The organism is Pseudarthrobacter oxydans (assembly GCF_030812335.1).
Classification (GTDB): Bacteria; Actinomycetota; Actinomycetes; order Actinomycetales; family Micrococcaceae; genus Arthrobacter; species Arthrobacter oxydans_B.
The window spans coordinates 50,705-71,640 of sequence record NZ_JAUSSN010000001.1; the positions used below are offsets into that span (position 1 = coordinate 50,705).

The following is a 20,936-nucleotide window of genomic DNA, read 5'->3' on the forward strand; positions in this document are numbered from 1 at the left end:
CGCAGATACTGTCACAGTTGTCCCCTCCGGCCAATTGCGCCCTGCGCCGCCGGAACACAATCCCGCGGGCAGGCGTTGAAGACAGGTAGCCTGAGTGCTTCTCGACCCTGCCCAAAGCCGTAACTGCGAAAGGAGGGTGACGATGTCCGCAGCCGCCGCGGCCAATCCCGTCGCCGTCCTCCGCCGTGCCGCACTGCTGGCCGGACTGCTCGCCCTGATTGCCGGTTTCCTGGGGATGCACATCATCTCCGGCTCCCATGGCCCGCACGCCCAATCGTCCCCTCCCGGCGGCATCCACACTGCGCCGCACGCGACGGCGCCGCACGCCGCCGGCCAGGCGGCCGCCGACCAAACCGCCGGCGATCCTGCCGGGCACTCCAGCCACAGCGCCGCCGGCACTTTTTCGCAGGCCGACGAGGGCCCCGCTGCGGCGGAGACCGCGTCTGCGGTGGCACCCGCCACGGCGACAGTCGGCGGAACCCAGGTCCCGCCGTCGTGCACCTGCCAGGGCGGATGCGCCGAGACGCCAGCGGTTCATGTCGGCTGCATGCCGTCGCTGTCAGGGGCCCCGATGAGCGCCACTCATCCCGGGCCCGCCCTGCTGGAGGGCCGGCCCTGGACCGCAGAGGGGGCTGACCGCCCGTCCGGCTACGTTTACGTGCCGGGGACGCCCACGCCCCGGGACCTGTCCATCAGCCGCACGTAGGACCGGGCATGTGCCGTGACGACGCCGGCGCACCACCATCCGCCCCCAGCGCACGGCCGCCGATTCCAGCAGCCTCCGCGCGGCTCCAACCCGCCGGCGTCCACCGCCGGATCACGAAGGACACGACCTCCCATGAAGAAGACCCTCCCTATTTCCGCCGCCGCCCTCGCCGCCGTGATGGCACTGGCCGGCTGCTCCACCCCCGGCACCTCCGGCGGAAGCAGCAGCATGCCCGGCATGGACCACAGCACCATGGGCTCAAGTGCCGCACCCGCGGCCGCGAACCACAGCGGCTCGGACACAATGTTCGTCCAGGGAATGATCCCGCACCACGCCCAGGCCGTGGAGATGAGCGACATCATCCTGAAGAAGCAGGGCATCGACGCCAGGATCACCGCGCTGGCCACGAAGATCAAGGCCGCCCAGGCGCCCGAGATCGAGAAGATGACCGGCTGGCTCAAGGCCTGGAATGAACCCACGCAGGCACCGGGCGGCCACTCTATGACGGGCATGATGAGCGGCGAGGACCTCACCCAGCTCGACGCCGCCCAGGGAACCGAGGCCGCGAAGCTGTTTCTCCGCCAGATGATCGCGCACCACGAGGGCGCCGTCGAGATGGCCAACGCCGAGGTCCGCAGCGGCAAGAACGCCGAAGCCATCCAGCTGGCCAAGGACATCGCGGCCTCCCAGACGGACGAAATCCAGGAAATGCAGGAACTGCTCGCGGGGCTGTAGACGAGCACCCGAGCTCAGGATGACGGCGGCCTCCGACACAGGGGCCGCCGTCACAGTTGACACGCCGATGTGACCCGTGCCATATTTTGAAGCGTGAACCTGTCAGACAGCCGGACAGCAGGACAGCCCCTCGCCCGCCTTAGTGCAGCCGAAGCAGTCTTCAATGTCCTCCGCTCCGAAATCGAATCCGGCCAGCTCGGCGTTGGCGCCAAGCTGAGCTCCGAGGCCACTCTTGCCCAGCAGTACGGCGTGAGCCGCTCCGTGGTGCGAGAGGCCCTGCGTTCCTGCACCGCCCTGGGGCTGACCGTCACCAGGACCGGGCGGGGCACATTCGTCGTCGCCGACCGCGTGGCCAAGGACCTGGTCCTGGGACAATACTCGGCGCGCGACCTCACCGAGGCACGTCCCCACATCGAGGTCCCGGCCGCCGGGCTGGCGGCGGAACGCCGTACGTCCGAGGAGCTGGAGACCATGCGGGACGTTGTTGCCGCGATGACCGCCGAGGACGACCCCGAAGTGTGGGTGGGGCTGGACTCGAGCTTCCACGCGCTGATCGCGCGGGCCAGCCGGAACAAGGTGTTCGAAAACGTCGTTGCGGACATCCGGGACGCCCTGGCCCACCAGTCCGAGACCCTGAACATGGTGGCGGACCGGCAACACGCCTCCGATGCGGAGCACCGGCGGATCCTGTCCGCCATCGAGGCCGGCGACGCGGCAACGGCGCGCATCGCCATGAGCCAGCACCTGCATGCCGTTGGCCTTGCCCTCGACTCGATTCTCAACTCGCCTGCAGGCTCCTGACGCCCGCGCCAAGAAGAGCAGATTCAGCAGCGGCTTGACCAGCGACAACCGACACCACCGCCCAGAGGACGCAATGATTCTTACTGCCCCCACGCACTCCCCGGCTCCGCTGGCTCCGCGGAGCCTCCCTGAACACGTCCCGCTCGCGGTCCAGACCCGCGACGGCCTGGTCGAGAGTGTCCACTGCGGCTCGGTAATCGCTACCGCGGCGGACGCCACGACCCTCCTGACCGCCGGCCAGCCCCTCGCTCCGTTCTACCCGCGCTCGGCCCTGAAGCCCCTGCAGGCCGTTGCCATGGTCCGTGCCGGCCTGGAACTCCCGGTCGAGCTCCTCGCCCTCGCGTCCGCCAGCCACTCCGGGTCGGCCGCCCACCGCGACGGCGCACTGCGCATCTTGGAACTGCATGGACTGACCCCTGAAGACCTCGAGAACAATACCGACCTCCCTTATGGCGTGCCTGAGCGCGAGGAATGGCTCGGCGGCGGCGGGCAGGCCACCCAACTGGCGCAGAACTGCTCCGGAAAGCACGCCGCGATGGCGGCCACCTGTGTCATCAACGGCTGGCCGGTCCGGGGATACCTGGACCCGGCGCACCCGCTCCAGCAGCTTGTGGCCCGGACCGTGGCGGACCTGACCGGCGAGGACCCCGAACGCACCTCCACTGATGGCTGCGGCACGCCGCTGTTCGCCCTTACACTGCGCGGCATGGCCCGCGCCTTTGGCCGACTGGCCTCGGCAACGGGACCCGGCAGTGCGGAAGCCGCCGTCGCTGACGCCATGCGCCGCAAGCCTGAGATGGCCGCGGGCGAGGACCGGGATGTCACCGCGCTGATGCGACTGGTCCCCGGGCTTCTGGCCAAGGACGGCTTCGAGGGCGTCCAGCTGGTGGGCCTGCCCGACGGCCGCGGCGTTGCCGTGAAGATCTCCGACGGCGGAGACCGCGCCAGGATGCCAGCCACCGTGCGGGTCCTGGCCGCCCTCGACGTCGACACCTCTTCCCTGGCGCGCATCGCCGCGGCACCTGTGCTGGGCGGCGGCCGGCCCGTCGGGCTGCTGCAGGCCACCGATTTCCTCGCTTCCCCCGCAACCTCCAACGCCCCCGACGCCCCGTAAGGACCGCCATGACCACGCTCGACGAACGCGCAGAATTCCGTTCCGAACATGACCTGCTGGGCGACCGGGAGGTTCCCGCCGACGCCTACTGGGGTGTGCACACGCTCCGGGCCGTGGAGAACTTCCCGATCACGGGCCAGCCGCTGTCCTCCAATATGCATCTGGTCCGCGGGCTGGCCGCCGTCAAACTGGCCGCGGCCCGCACCAACCACGAGTTCGGGCTGCTCGACGCCGGCCGCGCCCGGGCCATCGAGGAAGCCTGCACCGACGTCATGAACGGCAAGCTCAGCGAGCAGTTCGTGGTGGACGTGATCCAGGGCGGCGCCGGGACGTCCTCGAACATGAACGCCAACGAGGTGATCGCCAACCGTGCCCTGGAAATCCTCGGCCACCCCAAGGGCGACTACGCGCGGCTGCACCCCAACGACCACGTCAACCTCAGCCAGTCCACCAACGACGTCTACCCCACCGCCGTCAAGCTCGGCACGATCTTCGCCGCCCGGGAACTGCTCGAAGCCCTCACCGAACTCGAAGACGCCTTCGCCGCCAAGGCCCTGGAATTCCGCACCGTCGTGAAGATGGGCCGCACCCAGCTGCAGGACGCCGTCCCCATGACGCTCGGCCAGGAATTCGGCACCTACGCCGTCACGATCGGCGAGGACCGGCTCCGCCTGGCCGAAGCCGACCTGCTGATCCACGAAATCAACCTCGGCGCCACCGCGATCGGCACCGGCCTCAACGCACCGGCCGGGTACGCCGGAGCCGCCTGCCGGCACCTGGCCGAGATCACCGGCCTGCCGCTCGTCACCGCGGTGGACCTGATCGAGGCCACCCAGGACGTCGGCGCCTTCGTGCACCTCTCCGGCGTACTCAAGCGCGTCGCGGTGAAACTCTCCAAAATCTGCAACGACCTCCGGCTGCTCTCCTCCGGACCACGCGCCGGCTTCGGCGAAATCAACCTCCCCGCCGTGCAGTCCGGCTCCTCGATCATGCCCGGCAAGATCAACCCCGTCATCCCGGAAGTGGTCAGCCAGGTCGCCTACGAGGTCATCGGCAACGACGTCACCATCACCATGGCCGCCGAAGCCGGCCAGCTCCAGCTCAACGCCTTCGAACCCATCATCGTCCACAGCCTCCACAAGAGCATCTCCCACCTCGAAGCCGCCTGCCGCACCCTCACGGCCCGCTGCGTCCGGGGCATCACCGCCAACACCGAACACCTCCGCCTCACAGTGGAACAATCCATCGGCCTCGTCACCGCCCTCAACCCGCACCTGGGCTACGCCACGGCCACCGCCATCGCCCAGGAAGCCCTCGCCACCGGCAAGGGCGTCGCGGAACTCGTCCTCGAACACGGACTGCTCACCGCCGAGCAGCTCACCGACCTCCTCAGCCCCCAGCGCCTCGCCAACCTGAGCCAATAGCGCACCCTCGAAACCCGAAGGACCCCCATGACTTACCCCGAAACTGCCCGCGCCCAAAAACAACCGGCCGCACAGCCACCGGCCGTCTCCGACCACACCATTCCGGCGCACGCCCATGCCTCCGAGGCCGCGCTCCACGCCGAGGACCAGGGCTACCACAAGGGCCTGAAGCCCCGACAGGTGCAGATGATCGCGATCGGCGGTGCGATCGGCACCGGCCTGTTCATGGGCGCCGGTGGCCGCCTCGCCGCTGCCGGCCCGGCCCTGGTCATCAGCTATGCCGTCTGCGGGTTCTTCGCCTTCATGATCCTGCGCGCCCTCGGCGAACTCGTGATGCACCGGCCGTCGTCGGGCTCGTTCGTCTCCTACGCCCGCGAATTCTTCGGCGAGAAGGCCGCGTTCGTCACCGGCTGGCTGTACTGGCTGAACTGGGCCATGACGGCGATCGTGGACATCACCGCCGTCGCGCTGTACATGAACTTCTTCAAGAAGTACTGGGCGCCGATCGCGGACGTACCGCAGTGGGTGTGGGCCCTGGCCGCCCTGATCCTGGTCCTGGGCCTCAACCTCATCAGCGTTAAGGTGTTCGGCGAGCTCGAATTCTGGTTCGCGCTGATCAAGGTTGTGGCGCTCGTGTCCTTCCTGATCGTCGGCATCTACTTCGTCATCTTCGGCACCCCCGTCGCCGGCCAAGAGGTCGGGTTCAGCCTCATCGCGGACAACGGCGGCGTGTTCCCCAACGGCCTGCTGCCCGCCATCGTGGTGATGCAGGGTGTCGTGTTCGCCTACGCCTCGATCGAGCTCATTGGCACCGCCGCCGGCGAGACGGAAAACCCGGAAAAGATCATGCCGCGGGCCATCAACACGGTGATCGTCCGCATCGCGGTGTTCTACGTCGGCTCGCTGCTGCTGCTCTCGCTGCTGCTGCCCTATAGCTCCTACAAGGCCGGCGAAAGCCCGTTCGTGACGTTCTTCGGCTCCATCGGCGTCGACGGCGTGGACGCGATCATGAACCTCGTGGTCCTGACCGCGGCACTGTCCTCGCTCAACGCCGGCCTCTACTCCACCGGCCGGATCATGCGCTCCATGTCCGTTTCAGGTTCAGCGCCGAAGTTCGCCGGCCGGATGAACAAGTCCGGTGTCCCCTACGGCGGCATCGCCCTCACCGCCGGCGTGGCCGGCCTGGGCGTCATCCTGAACGCCCTGGTCCCGGCCGAGGCCTTCGAGATCGTCCTGAACGTGGCATCGCTGGGCATCATCTGCACCTGGGCCATGATCGTCCTGTGCCAGATGCAGCTTGCCCGGCTCGCAGCCCGCGGGGAACTGCTCCGGCCCGCTTTCCGGATGCCCGGCGCTCCCGTCACCGGCTGGATCACGCTGGCCTTCCTCCTGGCGGTCCTGATCCTGATGGCATTCGACTCGCCCGTGGGCACGTGGACCATCGCGTCCGTCGTGGTCATTGTTCCGCTCCTGATGCTCGGCTGGCGCCTCAGCCGGCACCGCATCCTGGAAATCGCCGCAGTCCGCGAGGGCTTCACCGGACCGTATCCGCTCGCGGACTCCCGGCCTGCAGGGAGCACCGGCGGAGATCCGGAGTAGCCTTCCGGCGTTCCCCCTCCCCGTAACGCAACGTCCCCGCAACCTCGCCCGGAGGCGGTTCGCATATGCTCGACGGACAGCTTCACACTGGCTCAGCGACGAACCACCCGGGAGACACCTCATGACCAACTGGCGAATCAGGGATTTCCATTCCGCCGATCTCGACGGCATCCTGCACCTCTGGGAGTCGCTCAAGGCCACCGATGTCGAACCGGTCTACGCGCTCTCCGAGGTGCTGGCCTCCTGCGAGAAGGACCACGCCGTCGTCGCAGTGCAGGGCGATCAGGTCGTGGGCGCCGCCGTCGGCCGCGCCGCCCACGACCAGGGCTGGATCGTCTTCCTGGCCACCCTCCCCGAGTACCGGGGGCGCGGCATCGGCACTTCGCTGCTGGCCGCCGTCGAGAACCGGATGGCGCCGCACGGGCTGAACAAGCTCTCCGCACTGATGCCGGAGGCCGAGACCCGCGTCGAGGCATTCCTGGGTCGCGGCTTTGTGCTGAAAAAGAACCTGCGCTACTTCGAGCGGAAAATCCCGGTGCAGCGCCAGGAACTCGAACCCCTGAGCCTGCTCGGCGGCCGGATCCTGGCCCGCGACCTCTGGGAAAACGTCGCCGGCATGCGGAATGAGAAGGAACTGCTGGAACGCCGCCTCGTTCTTCCGCTGGCCGAGGCTGACCTCGCCGACGAGTACGGTGTGGTGCCGCCGCGCGCCGTCGTCCTCTTTGGCCCTCCCGGCACGGGCAAGACCACGTTCGCGAAGGCCATCGCCTCACGCCTGGAGTGGCCGTTCGTGGAGGTCTTCCCCTCCCGCCTCGCCGCCGATCCCAAGGGCCTCGCCGGTGCGCTGCGCGAGACTTTCCTGGAGATCGCCGAACTCGAACATGCGGTCGTGTTCATCGACGAGGTGGAGGAAATCGCCTCCCAGCGCTCCGGCGAGCCGCCGTCCCCGCTGCAGGGCGTCACCAACGAACTCCTCAAGATCATTCCGGCCTTCCGCGAACAGCCCGGCCGGCTGCTGGTCTGCGCCACCAACTTCATCCGGGCCCTGGACACCGCGTTCCTGCGCCACGGACGCTTCGACTACGTCATCCCCATCGGGCTGCCCGACCGTCAGGCCCGGGAGGCCATGTGGCAGCGGTTCATTCCCGCCACGGTGGTGGACGACGTGGACGTGGAGCTGCTCGTGGACCGGACCGAGGGTTTCTCCCCCGCGGACATCGAGTACGCCGCCCGGAGCGCGTCCCAGCGGGCGCTGGAGAAGGCGGTGTACGACGACGGCGGGCTCGCCTCCAGCGGCAGCCCCTCCGTCCGCGACGCCGTCCGGAAGGGCCCCGCGACACAGGATTACCTCGACGCGATCGCCGAGACCCGGACCACGGTCAGCGACGAGGTCCACCAGCAGTTCCTCGAGGACATCGACGCCCTGGGCCGGGTCTAACCCCCTTCAGGCAACGCGGGGTCAGCCATCGCCCGTGGTGGGCGCCGGGATGGGCCGGAAATGAACCCGCGTTGCAGCGAGTAGAGAGTCAAAGGGGAATCCGTGGTCCTGTTCCTGACGGTGGTGAGCGGCCTCGCCTGGACCGCGGTGTACGTCGATGCCATCCGAATCGGGTTCCGGGACAGAAGCTACGCGATCCCGGCCGCGGCGCTCGGACTCAATTTCGCCTGGGAGACCATTTATGCCGCCCGCTCCGTTGCGACCGGCATCTCCACCCAGGGGGTCTTCAACATCGTGTGGGCCCTCGCCGACGTCGTGATTGTGTACACCTTCCTCAGGTTCGGCCGGTCCGAGCTGCCAGCGTGGGTGACGCGGAGGCTCTTCATCGGCTGGGCGCTCCTGTTGGGCGCCACGTCGTTCGCGGTTCAGCTGCTTTTCGTGGTCGAGTTCGGCTGGGAGGACGCGCCGCGTTACGCGGCGTTCCTGCAGAACCTGCTGATGTCCGGGCTGTTCATCGCCTTGTTTGTTGCCCGCCAGGGACCCCGCGGCCAGACACTGCTGATCGCCGTGGCAAAGTGGATCGGGACACTGGCACCCACCATCGTGTTCGGCTGGTACGGCAACTCGCCGCTGATTCTGGGCGTCGGCGTCCTCTGCAGCGTCTTCGATCTGGCCTACATCGGCCTGCTGTGGCGGGCAAGATCCCCGGCAAACGCAACGCGGGGTCAGCTTTCGCCCATGGCCGGCCCCGGGATGGGCGCCAGATGACCCCGGGTTGCTATCAGGGGACGACGGCGGACGCGGCTTCGGAACTGAACCCGGCCGGCCCTGCGGTGTGCCGGGTCAGGCCCGGTGCGGCTCGGACTCGGCGGCGGAGGTCTCGCCGGGCCCGGCCTCGGGCCTGGCCTCGGTCGATTCCTCCGTGGCGTCCTCGTACGAGAGGTTCTCGTAGTCGGTGTCGTCAGCCTCGTCAAGCAGATCGTCGAGTTCATCCAGCAGCCACGGGTTGATCCGGGCCAGGATCTTGCGGGTTTCCTCCACCGGAACCGCGGCATAAAGCACCGGGCGGGCCTCGTTGTAGCGGGTGACCGGCGGCTTGTCCGGCCACTTTTCGGCCAGTGCCCTGACGCGCTCCGGCAGGGAGTTGTGGGCGTTGTCCGCGATTTTCACCAGGGTGGCGTCGTGGTCCTCGGCGATGTAGCGGATGCCTGCCTGGTAGTCGTCCGGGTTCTCGTGCAGGCGCTTGGTAACGCGCTCAATGATGTCCACGGCACGCTCGGTGACGCCCATGTCCAGCAGCGCCTGCCGGGTCATCGGGGTGTCCTCGGCGATGTCGTGCAGGTAGCCGGCAATCCTGATGTCGTCGTCGAAGTCCGCCAGGGCATCCCCGACCGCGATCACGTGATCGCGGTAGGGCCGCTTGAGCTTGTCCTTCTGGCGGTTGTGGGCCACTTCCGCGAGGATCTTCGCTGTCTCGACGGTAAAACTCGGCTGCGGGGTGTGCGCTTCCCTGAACTCTGGTTCTGACATGCTTCCAGCCTACGCGTCCGGCCCGGCCATCCCGGGCCAGATCCACGGCTCCCGCGGCAGCGCGGCGGGCTCAAACACGGCGAGTGCCTGTTCCACCGGACCGGCCGGCAGCCCCACCGATGCCAGCAGGGTGTCCCGCACCTGACCTACGGGAATGCCGGCGGCCGCAAGGTCCGCGAGCGTGACAGCACCGTCGCGCTTGGCCAGCCGGGCGCCGTCGGCGTTTACGACCAGCGGAACGTGCGCATATTCCGGAACAGGAATATTCAGCAGCGAGGCGAGGTAAGCCTGCCGGGGCGTGGAGGGCAGCAGGTCGTCGCCGCGGACCACCTGGTCGATGCCCTGGGCCGCGTCGTCCACCACGACGGCGAGGTTGTAGGCCGTCACGCCGTCGTTGCGGCGGAGCACAAAGTCATCCACCACTCCGGTGTAGCTGCCGTGCAGCACGTCCTGCACTGTCGCCGCGGTCACGGCGGACCGGAGCCGGACGGCGGCGGGACGGACGGCGCGCTTGACCGCGCGTTCGGCCTCAGACAGGTTACGGCAGGTGCCCGGATAGGCCCCCTGCGGAGCGTGCGGAGCGGACGGCGCCTCCTGGATTTCGCGGCGGGTGCAGAAGCACTCATAGGTCAGGCCCGCCGCGGTCAGCCCGGCGATTGCCTCGGCGTAGAGGGGCCCGCGGTCGGTCTGGCGGACGATTCCGCCGTCCCAGGTGATGCCGATCGCGGCGAGGTCCCTGAGCTGTTCCGCCTCGGCACCGGCCCGGGCCCGGTCCAGGTCCTCAACCCGCATGAGAAACTTCCTGCCGGTGGACCGGGCGAAGAGCCAGGCGAGGATGGCGGTGCGGAGGTTGCCGACATGCAGTTCGCCGGAGGGGCTGGGGGCGAAACGGCCGGCAGAAGTCATGGCACCAGCCTATGCGCCGCCAGCACAAGAGCCCCTCAGCTACCGATGACTTCGGAAATCCGACGTCGGTGGCTCAGGGGCTCTTGCCGTGCCGGGCCCGGGGCGTTGCTCCGGGCCATGGCACTGCGAATGCGGAGATTGGTGCGGAAAGACGATGGTGTGAACAAGGGTCAATCAGCGGGCGGGTTCCTTGCGGGAAGCCTCATCCAAGATCCGGGTGGTGTGCCGGGGTACTTGTAGCCGTTGGGATCCGGCGGTGGCCTTCGTCCCTTTGTTGTCACTATTTCAACAGAAGTCCTACAGTTGGTGCAACGGACATCGTCTCCATTGGTCAATCTGATCAATCACGGCCCGGACAGCAAACAGGAAGTGGTCACTTTGCAGGAACTCGACGCGACCGACCGGCGAATCCTCCTCGCCCTCGACCAGGATCCCCGGCTGCCCATCATGGTGCTGGCCCAGAAACTGGGCCTGGCCCGCGGCACCGTGCAGTCCCGCCTGGAGCGGATGGCGGCCTCGGGCGCGCTCCGGCCGAACAGCAGCCGGGTGCTGCCCTCAGCGCTGGGCCGCGGCGTCGCGGCGTCGGTCAGCGCCGAACTGGACCAGAGCCACCTGAACGAGGCGATCGCTGCCCTGCGGAACATCCCGGAGGTGCTGGAATGTCACGCTCCGGCCGGCGAGACGGACCTGCTGATCCGGGTGGTGGCGAAAAGCCCGGACGACTTGTACCGCGTCTCGGAGGAAATCCGGCTCTGCCCCGGAATCGTGCGGACGTCCACCAGCATGTTCCTGCGCGAGGTCATCCCCTACCGGACCACGGGCCTGCTGGGCACCTGAGCGTCGGCTCCGCCGAACTAGACAGGCGGACCCGTGTTGGACTTCAGGTTCTTCATCACCAGCGTCGACGTCAGCCGCTCGACGCCGGGCAGCGAGGTCAGCTCGCTGTCGTAGAAGCGCTGGTAGGCGGGCAGGTCCTCGGCGATGACCTTCAGCAGGTAGTCGGGGGAACCGAACAGCCGCTGCGCCTCGACGATGTTCGGGTTGTCCGCCACGCGGTTCTCGAAAATCTCCATCGTGGCCCGGTCCACCTGGCGCAGCGTGACAAAGACGATCGCCTCGAACCCCAGCCCGAGGGCCGAGGGATCGATGTCGGCACGGTAGCCGCGGATCACGCCGGCGGCCTCCAGGTCACGGAGCCGCCGGTGGCAGGGCGCCACGGTCAATCCCACCTTCGCGGCGAGCGCCGTCGCAGTCATGCGGCCGTCCTCTTTGAGGTAGCGCAAAATACTTCTGTCCAACCGGTCTATCACGCAATAATTTTACCCCTCAGCGGCAATTCCCCGCGAAAAAGGGGAACACTTACGGCAGTTAATTTCCTAGACTTTTCCTGTACCCGGACCACAGGAGACCGCCATGAACCCCCAGCTTTTCCTCGCCTTTCTGCTGGTCGCCGGCGCCCTGGCCTGCACGCCGGGGGTGGACTGGGCGTATTCCATCAGCGCAGGGCTGAAGCAGCGCAGTTTCGTGCCCGCAGTTGCGGGACTCTGCGGAGGCTACGTGCTGCACACGGTGCTGCTGGTGGCGGGTCTGGCCGCCCTGCTCACCGGGGTCCCCGGCATGCTGGGCTGGCTGACCGTCGCCGGCGCGGCCTACCTCCTGTGGCTCGGGCTGACGACCATCCGGACCTGGCGCGGGGCAAGTTTCGGCGGCGCGGAGGTGCCGGCACCGGCGAACCAGTTCCGGACCTTCCTGCAGGGCATGGGCACGAGTGGCATCAACCCCAAGGGCCTGCTGTTCTATGTGGCCCTGGTGCCGCAGTTTGTCAGCCCCGAGGCGTCCCTGCCTGTGCCCGTGCAGTCAGGCCTCCTCGGCCTGACATTTGTTCTCCTGGCCGGCATGGTCTACAGCGCCGTTGCCTTGCTGGCGCGCAGGCTGCTGCACTCCCGGCCGGGGGCGGCGCGGAAAGTGACGCTCGCCAGCGGCATCATCATGGTGGCCCTGGGCACCGTCCTGCTGTCCGAGCAGCTGGTGCCGCTCCTGGGCCAGGCCCTGTCCCGCGGCTGAACTCAGCCGGCCGCCGCGCGCGGCATGTACCACTCGGTGAACGCTGTGGCGCGGCCGTCGCCCGCGAGCTGGATGATCCAGAGGTTGTCGTAGCTCCGGCTGTCGCCGCGGTAGTTGGTGCGGCCCTGCACGAAAGCCCTTCCGCCGTCGACGCCGAGGAGTTCCCACTCGAACGTCCAGTCCCCCGGCTCATCATGGCTGGCGATCCAGCGCTCCACGATCTGCTCGCGCCCGGTCCACGGTTCGGGATCATCCGGGCGGGTGGAGTAGACGGCATCCTCTGTGAACAGCGCCCGGATATCCTCCGGCTCGTTCGACGTCCAGGCAATGATGTAGTGCTGCATCCAGCGCGCTGCCGCATCTCTCATCCCTCGGTTGTACTCCCTGTTTCCGGGGACCCGCAAGGGTCATTGATCCGGGCCGGAACACTTCGCCTCGGTTCAGTCGTCGTCGGCCCGGCCGTATTCGCGGTCCCAGAGTTCGTGGAGTTCCGCGTCCCTGCGGATGGCCCGGACCGTCTCCAGGTCTGCGGACTGGCGGTGCTGCCGCTCCAGCCGGTTCAGCGCCTTCCGTCCGTTGTCCAGAAGCAGGAGCGCCCGGTCCGTCAGGGCATCGCTGCGGAGCGTAAAGTCGGTCCCGCGTCGGCGCAGGACCTCCTGCAGGGCGGCACGGGCGGCCGCATTGGCACCAAATTTCCGCAGCGAGCGTGCCCGCACCAGGAGCAGCGCCGCCGAGAGGTCGTCCCCGTTGAGCAGCCCTTCCGTGTCCGCCACCACCTCCTCGTGCCGTCCCAGCGAGGCGGCCAGCGTGCAGCGCGCCAGGGCCATCGGCAACGACGGCGGCAGTCCGTTCAGCGCCGCGAGGGCAGTCTCCGTCTGGCCGGTCTCGCGCAGTGAGTGGGACAGCGCCAGGAACACCGCCTCCTCGCTGAACAGGACCGGAACGTCGACGCGCTCGGCGACGGCCACGCGGGTGATGACACGGGCCAGGTAGGTGGAGGCGTAGCGGTTCGCGTCGTCGTCGTTCCTGGTCAGCATCCCGCGCTGGAGCAGTTCGGCAGCGCGCAGGTGGCCGCCTTGGGCGTAGCTCTGCAGCCCTGCCATCAGGTAGCACAGCCCGGCCCACCCGGGGTAGGTGTGCGCCAGGGCGATCAGCCGGTTTGGGTCGGAGCTGCCGAAGATCGCGGCGTGCACGGCCTTCGCCGCCTTGCCCGGGGCCCTGCCGCCCACCTTCCCGAGCCGGGGCGCGCCGCCCTCCACGGGCAGGGCGCCGCGGGTCCGCCCGGCCAGGACTCCTGAGACCGCGCCGCCCACGCCCTCGGCGAGGCCGCGGACAGGCGTCCGGATGACCGGCGTGCGGAACGGCGCCAGGTCGCGCAAGTCGCGGTACAGGGCTGGGCGGGGTGCGGATTGTCCTGGTCCGGCGCTCATACATCCATGCTAGTAGGCGCGGGGAGGCCGCGGGCAGGCTAGGCCGCTGCCGTGACCCACAGGCCGATCACCCAGGTGCTGCCGGCGAGGCAGGCGAGTCCGAACTCGACGATCATGCCCAGCCCGGTGGCCTTCAGGGCGGCCCAGCTGGAGGCCGCGGCGGTGCCGAGGGCCCGCGTGCGGTGCAGTTCGCTGAGCAGCAGGCCGGCGGCGAAACCGACGAACAGGCCCACCACCGGAATGATGAACATCCCCACGACGCCGAGGACCAGCCCGGCCACCACGGAGCGGCTCGGAATGCTGTGCTGTTTGAGCTTCCGGCCGGTCAGAACCGCGCTGGCGGCCATTCCGGCCAGGACGAAGACCATGCCGATCCCGAACACGACCCAGCCGGTGGTCCCGGCGCCGCCCCAGATGGCCCAGGCCAGCAGGCTCAGCCCGATCAGGATGCTTCCGGGCAATACGGGGATGACGGTACCGGCCACGCCCACCAGGATGGCGAGGCCGCACAGGATCGTCACAACAGTCTCGGGGCTCATTGCCCCAGTCTAAGGCGCGGGGGCCTGCGTTCAGGCTCACGGGGGCGGCCCTGCCGGCGCGAAATGACGACGACGGCGCCGCATCCCCCAAGGAAGCGCCGCCGTCGTCGTCTGCGCTGCTGTGGCTACTCGGCTTCAACCGCCGCGGCGACGGCGGCGGACACTGCCGGCGCCACCCTCGGGTCCAGCGGGCTGGGGACGATGTAGTCGGCGGAAAGGTCCTCGTCGGCCAGTGCGGCAATGGCGCGGGCCGCGGCCAGTTTCATCGCCGGCGTGATCCGGCGGGCGCCGGCGTCGAGGGCTCCGCGGAAGATGCCGGGGAACGCGAGGACGTTGTTGATCTGGTTCGGGAAGTCGCTGCGGCCCGTGGCGACGACGGCCGCGTACCGGCGTGCGACCTCGGGCAGGACTTCGGGATCCGGGTTGGACAGGGCGAACACGATCGAGTCCTGGCTCATGAGCTTGAGGTGTTCCTCGGCGAGCTGGGAGGAGGAGACGCCGATGAACACGTCGGCGTCCAGCATGGCATCGGCGGGTCCGCCGGAGACGCCGCGCGGGTTGCCGCTCTCGGCCAGCTGGGCCTTCTTGCTGGCGGGATCGGCGGCAATGTCCGCACGCTCGCTGTGGATGACGCCGCGGGAGTCCAGCAGCACCACGTCGCTGATTCCGGCGGTAAGCAGCATCTGCGCGACGGCGATCCCGGCGGCGCCGGCGCCCGAGACGACAACGCGCAGCTTCTCGAGCCCGCGTCCGGTCACCTTGGCGGCGCCGGTCAGGGCCGCGAGGACGACGACGGCGGTGCCGTGCTGGTCATCGTGCATCACGGGGCAGTCGAGGGCCTCGATGAGCTTTTCCTCCAGCTCGAAGCAGCGCGGCGCGGAGACGTCCTCAAGGTTGACCGCGCCGAAGCTCGGGCGCAGCCGGACGAGGGTCTCGACGATCTCATCGACGTTGGTGGTGTTGAGCACCAGCGGGATGGAGTCGAGCTCGCCGAAGGCCTTGAACAGGGCGGACTTGCCCTCCATCACCGGCAGCGAGGCGCTGGCGCCGATGTCGCCAAGGCCGAGGACCGCCGTGCCGTCGCTGACGACGACCACGAGGCGCTGGGCCCAGGTGAGGGTCTTGGCAAGTTCCCTATTGGCCGCGATGGCGCGGCTGACCTGGGCGACGCCGGGCGTGTAGGCGATGGACAGATCGCGCTTGCTGGCGAGCGGCACGGTGCTGGCAATCGAAAGCTTGCCGCCCTGATGGGATGCGAAAATTTCCTCGTCGCTGAGCGCTGCTACGGGCTCGGGGGACGTGGCGTCGGAGGTGTTAATCGTTTCAATGGACACTTCGTTGTCTCCTGGGGCTCACCGTGGGCGTACGGCACATGGAAGCTCAAGCACAGGGATGCTCAAGATGGTCTGGGGAGCCTCGGCAGCGACCCAGGGTTGGTGGGTCCGCGGTGAAGCTCCGGGTAGTGCAGGCGGCTGGGCCGCTCCGGTTCTGCAATGGTAAACAGAACTCGCCGGTCCCGACGTGTCCCGCGACATACTCTGGCGTTTGGTTAAACGTTTATCCAGCTCAAATCGTGGCTCTGATCACCGAAAAGTGCCACTACCGGTCAGTAAATTGTCAGATTGGTCTAGACCAGTTACGCCGATCGGCGGGCGCATGTCAGCAGGAAACACGCCTTTTTGAGGTCTTCCTCGGCTTCGAAGAGGGACAACCGCCGGCATCGGACGGACTGGACCAGTCCAGTGACGGTCAGGAGCAGAACCCGGGAAAGGGCGGCGTCGCCGCTCACGGCCGTGACGGCCTTCTCGGCAGCGGTGTCGATCTCCCGGAGCAGCCTTGTGGTGTCCGAGTCCTTGGTGTAAACGGCCCTGTTCAGGCACTGCTCCACGGCAGGCTGCATGAGGCGCATGTGGAAAATTTCCATCACGACGCCGACAAGGGCGTGGGCCGGCACGTCGCCCCCTGCGTTCCCGGCGGGCGGCGTCGCGGTTCGACCCGGGGATTTCGTTGTGGGCGGGGCTGCATGCAGTTCCGTCAGCTGCTTGCGGTAGAGCGCCAGCACCAGCTGAGTAGCGGAGGGAAAGTACCGGTACAGGGTGCCCAGCGGAACATCGGCCTTGGCCGCGACTTCGGAGAGGACCACGGACTCCAGGCCCTTGCGGGCGAACCCGGCGGCGACGTCGAGAATCCGGGTGTAGCGGAGACGCTGCCGGGGCAGGGTGGGCGGAGGGGCCATCGGTGGAAGTTCTAAGTGAAATTCAGGCATCAGCAGCGATCCGGGGTCGGTTTTCTCGGCAGCCGGTAGGGGTCCCCCACAGCGCTGCCGCGGCAATTCCCGTCCACTATACGTCACGCTCCCGGGCCGGAAACCAGTTCCAAAAGGTGTGGGCGGCGTCGCCGCTCACGGCTGACACGGCCACCGCCGCGGCGGGTCCTGGCCTAGTCGACGCCCTTGATTTTGACCACAAAGACGGCCCCCAGCAGTCCGATCACGGCCGCCGCCACGTACAGCGAAACGTAGCCGCCCCACAGCGTCACGAAGGGGAACGCGATGAGCGGAGCGAGAACCTGGGGCAGGGAATTGGCGACGTTGAGGACGCCCAGGTCCTTTCCGCGGCTCAGTGACGTCGGAAGCACCTGGGTGATCAGGGCGAAATCCACCGCCAGGTAGCAGCCGAAGCCGATTCCCAGCACCGAGGCGCCCAGCAGCGCCCCGGTCCAGTTCGGCGCGAACGCCAGGATCAGCGAGGCCGCCGCGATGATGACCGAGGAGATGATCACCAGCGGCTTCCGCTTCCCCATCCGGTCGCTCAGCCGGCCGCCGACCACACTGGTCACCATCACCATCACGGCGTAGAGGCCGGTCAGGATCAGCACACCGAACTCCGGCGCGATGCCCTGCGTCTCCTGAAGATGGACGGCGTCCTTGAGGAAGAAGAGCAGATAGAGGGTGACCATATGGTTGCCGATGTTCACCAGCAGCCGGGTCAGCCAGGCCCAGGCGAAGTCCGGATAGAGCACCGGGGAAATCCAGAATCCTTTGGCGAAGCCGGCCAGGCTGAACGGCGGGCGTGCCCCCGCCGGGAGCGGGACGTCGTCGCTCTTGAAAAAATACAGCACGACGCCGGCGAGCAGCGCCACGGCGCAGAACAGGTAGCCGGCGGCGAAGTTCCCGGTGACCGCAGCGGCGATCACCGCGCCGATGAGGATGCCAACCGTCTGGCCCATGGCTGCCAGGCCGCCCACGGTGCCGCGCTGGACCACGGGGACGCGGTCCGGGATGGCGGCGGTGACGGCGGCATAGGCCCCGTTGCAGCCGGCCTGGACCAGGCACCAGAGCAGTGCCATGATGGCAACGTTCGGCGCCCCGGCGAGAGCGATCAGGGCCGCGGCGCCGAGGATCGCCCCGAAAAGGACCCAGGGCACGCGGCGGCCCAGGCGTGAGGTGGTGCGGTCGCTGAACGCACCGAACAAGGGATTGGCCACGAGGGAGACCGCCGCACCGGCTCCCGTCACGAGGGCAAGGATGGCCTCCTTGTCGGCTTCGCTGAACGCGGCGGCCTGCTGGCCGAGGAGCACCTGGAGCGGGCCGAAGAATGCCGCGTTGATGCCCACGTTGACGAGGACGACGCCGGTGACCCAGACAGGGCGGACTGCCCGTTCGGGTTCGGCGAGCGCCACCGCCGCCGGGCTTCCCGCGGTGAGATTGCCGCGGGATGGGTCCGGCGATGCTCCGGAAAGATCGGACAGGCTCATGTAATTCGGTTCCCCCCGGAAACGGCTGACGCACGCTGAAGATCAGTGTGGAGCCAGACTATCGTGGGGAACACGATTAGGCGCCACCGGAAAAGTTGATTTCCGGCTCTGCAAAGTATTGTCAATGTCATTCGGGCAACTCCACTCTGGAGAAAGCCCTCATCACTCATTCCTGGGGGATATATTTTGCTGTTAGAAACGTCGGGCACTGCTGCCCGCACCAAAGCCGTGGGACTGGCAATTGCCGCGGTCATGGCGCTCACCGGCTGCAACGCGGGATCGGCCGGCACTGAAAAGAATGCTTCCGGACCGGCATCAAACTCCGCTCGGGACGAGGCAGTAGTAGTCCGAGTCGTTGACGGAGACACGTTCGAAGCCTCCATTAACGGCGAACAAAAAACGGTCCGGTTGCTCAACGTGGACACCCCCGAGACCAAGGATCCCAAGGCGCCCGTCGAGTGCATGGGACCGGAAGCCACGAAAGCTCTCGAGCAGCTCCTGCCAGTCGGCTCCAAGGTCACTCTGGAATTGGACAAGGAACCGCTGGACAAATATGGCCGAACCTTGGCAGGCGTCTTCGACTCAAACGGAAGACTGATCAACGCTGAGGTAGCGCGGATGGGCTTGGGAGTTCCTGTCTTGTTCGAACCCAACAGGAAGTTCTATCCGCCGGTTGTCACGGCGTTCGAGGATGCCCGCACGAGAGGGGTTGGTCTCAACTCGGCTGAAATACCCTGTCTTCCCGCCCAGCAGATCGAACAGGCAGCCAGGACCGTTGAAACGATCGTGGCCGCACCGCTTGCTGAAGCCACGACTGACCTTGATGAGAGCCATGCAGGGCTGGTCGCCGCGCTGGCCGCGGTTGCCGTTCTCAAGGCCGCCGCGAACGCCAAGAACCACGTCCACTGGGCCGCATACAAGGAGCCTCAGCTGACCGCGATGGTGAACAGGCTGGATTCGGCAGCCGAAGCGGGGGCCGCACACAAAACGACCATCGGTGCGAGGAAGAAGGCCCTTGCAGATGCTGCAGCTGCAGAGTCTGCCCGCCAAGCGGCGGAAGCTGCTGCCGCGGCCGCGGCTGCGGCAGAAGCTGAACGGCTTCGCAACCTGCCACCCGTTCCGGCACCGTATGTTCCGCCAGCCTATGTCCCCCCGGCCTACGTCCCCCCGGCAGCCCCGGCCCCCGCGCCCAACCCGTACCCGGGATATAACGGTCCTCGTTGCTATGCCCCCGGAGGCCAGACCTGGACACCGTGTAGCAAGAGGTAGCTTAGGGACGGAGACTCGTGGATTCCGAGGAATCAACGCGTCTCGGTGACACCGTTCGCACCAGCAAGAGGAGACCCGATGGCCGCAACCGCCGTTAATACCGCCGATCTCTACGACGAGCGGGGGGAAGAACTCGACTCCGTGGCCCTGCAGTTCCAGTCGCTCGGCGGCAACACGCACTTCAGCGGCCCGGTCCGGACCATCCGCTGCTTCGAGGACAATGCCCTGGTCAAGTCCACCCTCGCAACCCCCGGCGACGGCGCCGTCCTGGTGGTGGACGGCGCCGGCTCGCTGCGCACGGCCCTGATGGGGGACCTGATCGCGGCAAGCGCCGTCGCGAACAGCTGGGCCGGCGTCGTCATTAACGGCGCCATCCGCGACCGGACGGCCATTGCCGGGCTGCCGCTCGGCGTGAAGGCACTGGGCAGCAACCCGCGCAAGAGCGCCAAGGCGGGCGCGGGAGAGAGCGACGTGGAACTGGAGATCGACGGCGTCGTCTTCCGGCCCGGCGCGATGATCTGGTGCGACCCGGACGGGATCCTGATCGAGCGATAACGCGCCGAAGTAACATTTCGCGCCCATGATTCGCACCACCATGGGCGCGAAATCTCACGTCGGTGTCCATCCCCGGGACAGGAGGGCGCGCCGGACCCTGCCGACGACGGCGGGGCGTTCGCCCGTCAGGTCGTCCTTCGAGACCCTCACTTCGACCCAGCCCAGCCGGTCCGTGGTCCGCGCACGGTGGATGTCGCGCTGATGCTGACCGGCCTCGCCGTGGTGGACTCCGTCATACTGCAGCGAGACGCCGAATGCCGGATAGGCCGCGTCCGGCCAAAGCTCCGGGATTCCCGCCGGGCCCCAGACCACGTGGTTGAGCTCCGGTTCCGGCAGGCCGCCGCGGACGACGGCGAGGCGCAGATGCGTCTCCGGCGGGGAATCCGCACCGACGCGCACGAACCCAAGCGCTTCCCGCGCCCTCTTGATGTTCCGGGCTCCGGGGTGTTGGAACAGCATCCGGTTCAGCGCCTCGAGGCTCGACAGCGCGTCCCGGGGCGAGGGGAACTCCGGACCGTGCTCGGAGACCAACGAATCCCCGGCAGCCACGAGGTCGTCCAACGGCAGAACCGCAGCCAGGTCCAGGAAGGTGCGTTCGGGCGAGGTCACCCGGACGCCGTCGAGCATCACAACGTCCCCGGGCCGCAGCGCGAGGCGGTGTCCCGCCACGTTCGCCCGTTTCGGGATGCTGCCACCCTGCGGCCGGGCAAGGTGGATCCGCCAGTCGGCGTCTGCCCACAGAGGGAGGCCGACGCGCCATATCCGCGCCGCGGTGAGGTGGCAGAGCACGGTGCAGTCATCGAGCTGGCAGTAGGCCCTGAGCGCTGCGGCGCCCTCTGCGCTGCTGCCGGGCGGGACGCGGATTCCGCGGGACACGGTGATCAGGTCCCGGGCCCGGGTCCGCTTCCGGGGGATCCCGGCCGCGTCCGCAGCCAGCACGGAGAAGGAGCCGTTGGCCAGGGCTGGCGGGAGTTCAAGTCGGCGCATTCCCCCATCATGATGAGATCCGGCGCGGTCCGCTTAAGTTATCCCCAGCTTGCCTCCACCTGTCCTCCACAGCGTCCGGGCCG

General features: G+C 68.0%; 22 protein-coding genes. 12 read left to right on the forward strand and 10 right to left on the reverse strand.

Annotated features, from left to right (window positions below):
• The first annotated feature begins 142 nt into the window (after positions 1-142).
• The 8 genes from J2W14_RS00250 to J2W14_RS00285 all read left to right on the forward strand — a co-directional run bounded on the left by J2W14_RS00250 (position 143) and on the right by J2W14_RS00285 (position 8,585).
• Positions 143-706, forward strand: a complete 564-nt coding sequence (locus tag J2W14_RS00250; protein WP_307456713.1) for a hypothetical protein — start codon at positions 143-145, stop codon at positions 704-706.
• A gap of 132 nt (positions 707-838) precedes the next feature.
• Positions 839-1,441 (forward strand): DUF305 domain-containing protein, encoded by a 603-nt coding sequence (locus tag J2W14_RS00255; protein WP_307456715.1) that lies wholly within the window; start codon positions 839-841, stop codon positions 1,439-1,441.
• A 93-nt stretch (positions 1,442-1,534) separates the two neighbouring features.
• Complete coding sequence (locus J2W14_RS00260; protein ID WP_307456717.1) at positions 1,535-2,242, forward strand: FadR/GntR family transcriptional regulator; 708 nt, start codon at positions 1,535-1,537, stop codon at positions 2,240-2,242.
• A gap of 73 nt (positions 2,243-2,315) precedes the next feature.
• Entirely contained in the window at positions 2,316-3,356 is a 1,041-nt protein-coding gene (locus tag J2W14_RS00265) for an asparaginase (protein WP_307456720.1), read from the forward strand.
• 8 nt (positions 3,357-3,364) lie between these two features.
• Positions 3,365-4,780 carry an aspartate ammonia-lyase gene (locus tag J2W14_RS00270; RefSeq protein WP_307456722.1) on the forward strand — a complete coding sequence of 472 codons (1,416 nt, stop codon included), beginning with the start codon at positions 3,365-3,367 and terminating at the stop codon, positions 4,778-4,780.
• A gap of 27 nt (positions 4,781-4,807) precedes the next feature.
• Positions 4,808-6,379 carry an amino acid permease gene (locus tag J2W14_RS00275; RefSeq protein ID WP_307456724.1) on the forward strand — a complete coding sequence of 524 codons (1,572 nt, stop codon included), beginning with the start codon at positions 4,808-4,810 and terminating at the stop codon, positions 6,377-6,379.
• A gap of 121 nt (positions 6,380-6,500) precedes the next feature.
• The gene (locus tag J2W14_RS00280; RefSeq protein WP_307456726.1) at positions 6,501-7,817 is read left to right on the forward strand and encodes an ATP-binding protein; all 1,317 of its coding nucleotides are present in this window, start codon (positions 6,501-6,503) and stop codon (positions 7,815-7,817) included.
• Positions 7,818-7,919: 102 nt separating this feature from the next.
• Positions 7,920-8,585, forward strand: coding sequence for a transmembrane-type terpene cyclase (locus J2W14_RS00285; protein WP_307456728.1), 666 nt, complete (start codon positions 7,920-7,922; stop codon positions 8,583-8,585).
• Between the two features lie 75 nt (positions 8,586-8,660).
• Here the strand turns inward: J2W14_RS00285 and J2W14_RS00290 are convergent, their stop codons facing one another.
• Positions 8,661-9,347, reverse strand: a complete 687-nt coding sequence (locus J2W14_RS00290; protein ID WP_307456731.1) for an HD domain-containing protein — start codon at positions 9,345-9,347, stop codon at positions 8,661-8,663.
• A gap of 9 nt (positions 9,348-9,356) precedes the next feature.
• Complete coding sequence (gluQRS, locus tag J2W14_RS00295; RefSeq protein WP_307456733.1) at positions 9,357-10,253, reverse strand: tRNA glutamyl-Q(34) synthetase GluQRS; 897 nt, start codon at positions 10,251-10,253, stop codon at positions 9,357-9,359.
• A gap of 378 nt (positions 10,254-10,631) precedes the next feature.
• Here gluQRS and J2W14_RS00300 point away from each other — a divergent pair, with 378 nt between their 5' ends.
• Positions 10,632-11,090, forward strand: coding sequence for an Lrp/AsnC family transcriptional regulator (locus J2W14_RS00300; protein ID WP_307458234.1), 459 nt, complete (start codon positions 10,632-10,634; stop codon positions 11,088-11,090).
• A 17-nt stretch (positions 11,091-11,107) separates the two neighbouring features.
• On the opposite strand, the gene J2W14_RS00305 is transcribed toward J2W14_RS00300, so the two are convergent.
• Positions 11,108-11,563, reverse strand: coding sequence for an Lrp/AsnC family transcriptional regulator (locus tag J2W14_RS00305; protein ID WP_307456736.1), 456 nt, complete (start codon positions 11,561-11,563; stop codon positions 11,108-11,110).
• 103 nt (positions 11,564-11,666) lie between these two features.
• On the opposite strand from J2W14_RS00305, the gene J2W14_RS00310 reads away from it, so the two are divergent.
• On the forward strand, positions 11,667-12,317 hold the full coding sequence (locus J2W14_RS00310) for a LysE family translocator (protein WP_307456739.1): 651 nt from the start codon (positions 11,667-11,669) through the stop codon (positions 12,315-12,317).
• Between the two features lie 2 nt (positions 12,318-12,319).
• Here J2W14_RS00310 and J2W14_RS00315 read toward each other — a convergent pair whose 3' ends face one another.
• The 6 genes from J2W14_RS00315 to J2W14_RS00340 form a co-directional block, all read right to left on the reverse strand.
• The gene (locus J2W14_RS00315) at positions 12,320-12,685 is read right to left on the reverse strand and encodes a nuclear transport factor 2 family protein (protein WP_307456741.1); all 366 of its coding nucleotides are present in this window, start codon (positions 12,683-12,685) and stop codon (positions 12,320-12,322) included.
• Between the two features lie 72 nt (positions 12,686-12,757).
• On the reverse strand, positions 12,758-13,747 hold the full coding sequence (locus J2W14_RS00320; protein WP_307456744.1) for a hypothetical protein: 990 nt from the start codon (positions 13,745-13,747) through the stop codon (positions 12,758-12,760).
• Positions 13,748-13,785: 38 nt separating this feature from the next.
• Complete coding sequence (locus J2W14_RS00325; protein WP_307456747.1) at positions 13,786-14,286, reverse strand: DUF456 domain-containing protein; 501 nt, start codon at positions 14,284-14,286, stop codon at positions 13,786-13,788.
• Between the two features lie 125 nt (positions 14,287-14,411).
• Positions 14,412-15,620, reverse strand: coding sequence for an NAD(P)-dependent malic enzyme (locus J2W14_RS00330; protein ID WP_307456751.1), 1,209 nt, complete (start codon positions 15,618-15,620; stop codon positions 14,412-14,414).
• 302 nt (positions 15,621-15,922) lie between these two features.
• The gene (locus J2W14_RS00335) at positions 15,923-16,522 is read right to left on the reverse strand and encodes a TetR/AcrR family transcriptional regulator (RefSeq protein ID WP_370871149.1); all 600 of its coding nucleotides are present in this window, start codon (positions 16,520-16,522) and stop codon (positions 15,923-15,925) included.
• Between the two features lie 203 nt (positions 16,523-16,725).
• The gene (locus J2W14_RS00340; protein ID WP_307456757.1) at positions 16,726-18,042 is read right to left on the reverse strand and encodes an MFS transporter; all 1,317 of its coding nucleotides are present in this window, start codon (positions 18,040-18,042) and stop codon (positions 16,726-16,728) included.
• Between the two features lie 186 nt (positions 18,043-18,228).
• Here J2W14_RS00340 and J2W14_RS00345 point away from each other — a divergent pair, with 186 nt between their 5' ends.
• Complete coding sequence (locus J2W14_RS00345; protein WP_307456760.1) at positions 18,229-19,311, forward strand: thermonuclease family protein; 1,083 nt, start codon at positions 18,229-18,231, stop codon at positions 19,309-19,311.
• A 78-nt stretch (positions 19,312-19,389) separates the two neighbouring features.
• Positions 19,390-19,866, forward strand: a complete 477-nt coding sequence (gene rraA / locus J2W14_RS00350) for a ribonuclease E activity regulator RraA (protein WP_307456762.1) — start codon at positions 19,390-19,392, stop codon at positions 19,864-19,866.
• A gap of 54 nt (positions 19,867-19,920) precedes the next feature.
• Here rraA and J2W14_RS00355 read toward each other — a convergent pair whose 3' ends face one another.
• Complete coding sequence (locus tag J2W14_RS00355; RefSeq protein WP_307456764.1) at positions 19,921-20,853, reverse strand: hypothetical protein; 933 nt, start codon at positions 20,851-20,853, stop codon at positions 19,921-19,923.
• Between the last annotated feature and the right edge of the window lie 83 nt (positions 20,854-20,936).

Bases quoted from the DNA above. Each gene is read 5' to 3' on its own strand.
- J2W14_RS00280 (WP_307456726.1), top strand. From the start codon at position 6,501: ATGACCAACTGGCGAATCAGGGATTTCCATTCCGCCGATCTCGACGGC.
- J2W14_RS00315 (WP_307456741.1), bottom strand. From the start codon at position 12,685: ATGAGAGATGCGGCAGCGCGCTGGATGCAGCACTACATCATTGCCTGG.
- rraA (WP_307456762.1), top strand. From the start codon at position 19,390: ATGGCCGCAACCGCCGTTAATACCGCCGATCTCTACGACGAGCGGGGG.
- J2W14_RS00310 (WP_307456739.1), top strand. From the start codon at position 11,667: ATGAACCCCCAGCTTTTCCTCGCCTTTCTGCTGGTCGCCGGCGCCCTG.
- J2W14_RS00320 (WP_307456744.1), bottom strand. From the start codon at position 13,747: ATGAGCGCCGGACCAGGACAATCCGCACCCCGCCCAGCCCTGTACCGC.
- J2W14_RS00265 (WP_307456720.1), top strand. From the start codon at position 2,316: ATGATTCTTACTGCCCCCACGCACTCCCCGGCTCCGCTGGCTCCGCGG.
- J2W14_RS00335 (WP_370871149.1), bottom strand. From the start codon at position 16,522: ATGGCCCCTCCGCCCACCCTGCCCCGGCAGCGTCTCCGCTACACCCGG.
- J2W14_RS00250 (WP_307456713.1), top strand. From the start codon at position 143: ATGTCCGCAGCCGCCGCGGCCAATCCCGTCGCCGTCCTCCGCCGTGCC.
- J2W14_RS00290 (WP_307456731.1), bottom strand. From the start codon at position 9,347: ATGTCAGAACCAGAGTTCAGGGAAGCGCACACCCCGCAGCCGAGTTTT.
- J2W14_RS00255 (WP_307456715.1), top strand. From the start codon at position 839: ATGAAGAAGACCCTCCCTATTTCCGCCGCCGCCCTCGCCGCCGTGATG.
- J2W14_RS00355 (WP_307456764.1), bottom strand. From the start codon at position 20,853: ATGCGCCGACTTGAACTCCCGCCAGCCCTGGCCAACGGCTCCTTCTCC.
- J2W14_RS00275 (WP_307456724.1), top strand. From the start codon at position 4,808: ATGACTTACCCCGAAACTGCCCGCGCCCAAAAACAACCGGCCGCACAG.
- J2W14_RS00325 (WP_307456747.1), bottom strand. From the start codon at position 14,286: ATGAGCCCCGAGACTGTTGTGACGATCCTGTGCGGCCTCGCCATCCTG.
- J2W14_RS00340 (WP_307456757.1), bottom strand. From the start codon at position 18,042: ATGAGCCTGTCCGATCTTTCCGGAGCATCGCCGGACCCATCCCGCGGC.
- J2W14_RS00270 (WP_307456722.1), top strand. From the start codon at position 3,365: ATGACCACGCTCGACGAACGCGCAGAATTCCGTTCCGAACATGACCTG.
- gluQRS (WP_307456733.1), bottom strand. From the start codon at position 10,253: ATGACTTCTGCCGGCCGTTTCGCCCCCAGCCCCTCCGGCGAACTGCAT.